This window comes from Nocardiopsis sp. TSRI0078 (genome assembly GCF_001905145.1).
Lineage (GTDB): Bacteria > Actinomycetota > Actinomycetes > Streptosporangiales > Streptosporangiaceae > Nocardiopsis.
Genome location: NZ_LWLB01000002.1, coordinates 1 through 4,824, shown reverse-complemented (window position 1 = coordinate 4,824; position 4,824 = coordinate 1). Strand labels below are relative to the sequence as shown.

Below are 4,824 nucleotides of genomic sequence, written 5' to 3'. Positions count from 1 at the left end.
ACCCCCACCTCACCCACACCCTGGCCCACCCCGGCCTGGACCCCGCCCCCCTGCCCCCCCCCCTCCCCCCCCTGCCCCCCCACCTCACACCCCGCATCCACCAGGCCCGCGACACCTACGCCCAACGCACCGACACCCGCCTGCTCCTGCTCACCGACCCCCCGCCCCACACCCCCTGCCCCGCACCCACACCCCACACCGGCCTGCTCACCCTCACCCGCCAACCCACCCAGGCCCGCACCGCCGACCGCATCCTCCTCCTCCACGAAGGACGCGTCACCGAGACCGGCACCCACCACCAACTCCTCGTCCGCGGCGGCGCCTACGCACGCCTGTACGCCCTCACCGGCACCCACCGCACCAACGGCGACGCCCTAGGATGAGAACGTGGCACCCATCGTCAAGGAACTCACCGTCGGCCAGGTCGCCGAACGCTCCGGAGTCGCCGTCTCGGCCCTGCACTTCTACGAACGCCAAGGCCTCATCCACAGCCGACGCACCGCCGGAAACCAGCGCCGCTACCGCCGCGACACCCTGCGCCGAGTCTCCTTCATCCGCATCTCCCAACGCGTGGGCATGCCCCTGGCACGCATCCGCCAGGCCCTGGACTCCCTGCCCGAGAACCGCACCCCCACCCGCGAGGACTGGGCCCGCCTCTCCCAGCAGTGGCGCACCGAACTCGACGCCCGCATCAGCCAGCTCATCCGCCTGCGCGACGACCTGACCAGCTGCATCGGCTGCGGCTGCCTGTCCCTGAGCACCTGCACCCTGTCCAACCCCGACGACGAACTCGCCGCCGCCGGCCCCGGACCCCGACGGCTGATGGTCGACGCCCTCAAAGAGGACCTCGACGCCCACTGACCCCAGCGGCCACACGGCCCACGGCACCGCCCCGGGCCCGCCCACCGCGAGAACACCCTCCCCGGGCCGCCCCAGAGCACAACCGCGGCCCCGGCCGCGCCCCGCCGGGCGCCGTGGCGGCCCCCACCGCGACAACAGCGAAGGCCGGCACGGGGGGCAACCCTCCCCGCACCGGCCCCGCTCCTCACACGCCGCTACAACCCGGCGGCCTCGTCCCGGCCCCGCCGCGCCAACTCGTCAGCGCGCTCGTTGCCCTCGTCCCCGCTGTGCCCGCGCACCCACCGCCACTCGACCTCGTACCGCGAGGCCACCTCGTCCAGGCGCTGCCACAGGTCCACGTTCTTGACCGGCTTCTTGTCGGCCGTCCTCCACCCGCGCCGCTTCCAGCCGTGCATCCACGACGTGATCCCGTTGCGCACGTAGGAGGAGTCGGTGTGCACCAGCACCGGCAGGGGCTGCTTCAGGCTCTCCAGCGCCCGGATGGCCGCCATCAACTCCATCCGGTTGTTGGTGGTCTGCTCCTCACCCCCGTACAACTCCTTCTCGTGCTCGCCGTAGCGCAGCCACACACCCCACCCGCCCGGGCCGGGGTTACCACTGCACGCCCCGTCGGTGTAGATGACCACTCGCCGCGTCGGCTCACCGCCGACCTCGTCCCCGTTACGCATGCCGGGCAATCTACCGCCCCCCGCGGTCACGAAAAGGCCACACCCCACCCCGAAGGGGCCAAGAACAGAGCCACCTGCCCCCAGTGGACCCCCCGAACCCACCCCTATGGCCCCCCAACCCCACCAAAGGCACCTACCACCCACACCACGACCAACCACCAGCACACACAAAAAAGGGGCGCGACCGAACCCCCAAGGTCCGACCACACCCCTCGACCAGAGCCGATCAGGCCGAGAACACCTCAGCCAACTGCTCCGCCCGCTCCTGACGGCGCGCGAGAACGTCATTGGCCATCTCATTCATCTTCTTCAACACCCGCTTGCGCTCACGCGCACTCAACCGGTCCACATACACCCGACCCAGCGTGTGATCGGTCTCATGCTGCAGACACCGGGCGAAGTACCCGCCACCACTGACCACCACCGGCTCACCGTCACGGTCCACACCCCGCACCGTGGCGCGCTCGGCCCGCCCCAGATCCGCGTGCGGCCCCGGCACCGACAAACACCCCTCGGACTCCACCACCACCGGATCATCCAGGTCACGCTCGTCCAACACCGGATTGACCACATGCCCCACGTGCCGCACACCCTCATCATCAGGGCAGTCATACACGAACACACGCAGGTCCACACCCACCTGGTTGGCCGCCAACCCCACACCCTCGGCCGCGTACATCGTCACGAACATGTCGTCGATGAGACCACCCAACTCGGCCCCACCCAACATCTCCTCGGGCACCTCGGCGTTGCGCCGGTGCAACACCTCCTCACCCGTCACGGTGATCCGCCGCACCCGGCCACGCGCGGCCTCCGGAGCGAACTCGGGAAAGTCCGCGACCTCCCGGCCCTGAACGATGGCGGCAACCTGGGCAGGCCTGGACTGCTCCGACATGGTCCTACTCTCACAACGCACCGACACGACAACAGGTGGCACAACACCACCGACATCACCGAAAAATAGCACGAACAGGCAGGTCAGCCGCACCCGGGAAAACAGCTCAACGGAACCAGGAATTGCCCTGGATCAGACACCGCGCCAGATAGTCGCGCAACGACACCACCACCAGGCGCCGCCGGTCGCTCTCATGGTCCCACACCACGATCCCCGGACCGTAGTCGGTGTGCACGTAGGCGAACTGCGGCCCCATATCGGAATCACCGAAGAAGATCATCTCGTCGAAGGGCGCGTACAACTCCAGGTAGTCCGGCTCCCGACGCATCGCCAGATTGTCCTCCACCAGACGCCGCGCACTCCACACCACCTCATCCCCGTACTCATTGGTCACCCCGTCGGTCTCCTGCAACAAGGACGCCAACTCAAAGGGCAGGGGCAGCATCAGGTGCTTCTCGACCTCGGCCAGGGTCACCTCGTCGGCCGGATCTCTCAGATCGGCCTCGGGATACATCTCCAGGATCAGTTCACGCCACACACCCTCGATCATCACAGGTCGTGGCAAGACACGGGAAATCGTCGACGGCGAGTTGCGCCAAAAACCCGGACCAGCCCCCGCCGCACCACCACAAACCACCACCAGGACGACGCCGACCCCCACCACCCCGCACCACACCCACGACGCGCCAACCACATCACCCTACGTGCACAACACATCACACCAGCACACAATAAGCCCATGAACACCACCACACGACGCCTACTCGCCGCCACCACACTCACCACCGCCCTGACCCTGCCCACCCCCGCACACGCCACCACCGACTACCCCGGCCACACCACCAGCAGCTACGTCATCCTCACCGACACCACCACCACCCAAGCCCGCGAACACGGCTGCGCCGAAGGACGCACCGGCACCACCGGCCCCCGCATCCTCTTCTTCGGCACCCAGGAAAAAGACGACACCCTCCGAGAACCCGGCAGAACCGCCAACTCCACCACACCCCGCGCCCCCTACACCCAAGCCACCCAATACGCCCACCACTGGGCCCAGGGCTTCACCGAATGCCGCACCAAACAAGCCACCGCCCACCTGGCCCTGGGCGTCAACAACAAAGACGACGGCGGCATCACCGGCACCCACGCCGGACAACGCTGGGCCCACCTGGTCACCAACGCCCACCACACCTCCACCACCGACGCCGTCACCATCACCGCCGCCCTGGACGCCGAACCCTCCTGGTCCACCCCCACCTGGGCCCGCACATGGCTCGACGCCTACACCCAGGCCACCGACATCCCCCTCTACGCCGCCAACTCCGCCGACTCCTGCCCCACCACCACCTCAGGAGACTGCGCCAACGGCTGGTCCCTGGCAGACGTGCACCACATGGCCGGAGCAGGCAACCCCAACATCCACCTCATCCCCCAGATCTACCGAACCGACGGCATCCAGGCACGCCAATGGGCCAACATCAGCCGCTGGGGCCACACCCACACCGGCGACGCCCTCCGCTTCGCCGGAGCCATGTCCCAACACACCGCCTGCAAACAGCGCAGCTGCCACAACACCGACAACACACCCCAACAAGCCTGGACCCAGCTCAAAAACGCCCTCGACACCCACCACAGCACCCGCGTCCACAACCTGGGCCCCGCCACCGACATGCGCTGGCCCTGAGACCACCACGACCACACACCCGAACGAGGACCCCGCCCCACAGCACACCCGACCCACAAAAAAGGCCCGACCACCAGGCCGAACCCACCACCGACAACCAGACCACACCCACGGCCCGCCCCACCAGGCGGGCCGCACCCACACCCACAGTGGAGCCACCACCACCGCAACCCCACCACCGAACACGACACAATAGACACCCACACCCACACAGCAGGAACGAAGGAAGACCACCCATGGCCACCGCACCCCACCGCCGCGCAGGCCGCCTCACCACCCTGGCCTACCTCTTCCTCCTGCTCTCCCAGAACATCGCCGCCCTCCTCCTACTCCCCCTCATCATCACCTCCGCCATCCTCACCCTCATCTGGATCGGCCTCCCCTTCGTCATCCTCACCGGCACCCTCCTGCGCACCCTCGCCCACAGCCAACGCCGCACCCTCGCCCACCTCCTCCCCACAGCCCCCCTCCCCAGCGCCTACCGCCCCATCCCCCCAGCAGGCATCACCCGACGCGGCGCCACCATCATCACCGACCCCGCCACCTGGAAAGACCTCCTCTGGCTCATCTCCGGAGCCGCCAACATCGCCCTCATCGCCCTACCCGCCACCCTCCTCCTCCACGGCACCTACCAACTCCTCTTCGCCCTCCACCTCCTCGGCCCCACCCTCTACGGCTTCTACACCCCCACCACCACCCCCCACCAACTCCTCATC

At 68.3% G+C, this 4,824-nt stretch carries 6 protein-coding genes and 1 pseudogene; 4 read left to right on the top strand and 3 right to left on the bottom strand.

Features of this window, described 5'->3' with window-relative positions; genetic code table 11:
• Both A6A08_RS28545 and soxR read left to right on the top strand, forming a co-directional pair.
• Positions 1-383: pseudogene (locus A6A08_RS28545) on the top strand (ABC transporter ATP-binding protein); the annotation flags it as partial.
• 4 nt (positions 384-387) lie between these two features.
• Complete coding sequence (gene soxR / locus A6A08_RS03630) at positions 388-861, top strand: redox-sensitive transcriptional activator SoxR (RefSeq protein ID WP_073701092.1); 474 nt, start codon at positions 388-390, stop codon at positions 859-861.
• A gap of 194 nt (positions 862-1,055) precedes the next feature.
• Here the strand turns inward: soxR and rnhA are convergent, their stop codons facing one another.
• From rnhA to A6A08_RS03615, 3 genes are all read right to left on the bottom strand, one after another.
• A complete protein-coding gene (gene rnhA, locus A6A08_RS03625; RefSeq protein WP_073701091.1) occupies positions 1,056-1,529 on the bottom strand; it encodes a ribonuclease HI in 474 nt (157 codons plus the stop codon).
• A gap of 226 nt (positions 1,530-1,755) precedes the next feature.
• On the bottom strand, positions 1,756-2,424 hold the full coding sequence (gene def / locus A6A08_RS03620) for a peptide deformylase (RefSeq protein ID WP_073701090.1): 669 nt from the start codon (positions 2,422-2,424) through the stop codon (positions 1,756-1,758).
• Positions 2,425-2,530: 106 nt separating this feature from the next.
• Entirely contained in the window at positions 2,531-2,974 is a 444-nt protein-coding gene (locus A6A08_RS03615) for an SMI1/KNR4 family protein (RefSeq protein WP_073701089.1), read from the bottom strand.
• Positions 2,975-3,163: 189 nt separating this feature from the next.
• On the opposite strand from A6A08_RS03615, the gene A6A08_RS03610 reads away from it, so the two are divergent.
• Positions 3,164-4,108 (top strand): hypothetical protein, encoded by a 945-nt coding sequence (locus tag A6A08_RS03610; protein ID WP_073701088.1) that lies wholly within the window; start codon positions 3,164-3,166, stop codon positions 4,106-4,108.
• 236 nt (positions 4,109-4,344) lie between these two features.
• Positions 4,345-4,824 (top strand): sensor domain-containing protein (locus A6A08_RS03605; protein ID WP_199866831.1); only part of this gene is annotated, 480 nt, incomplete at its 3' end.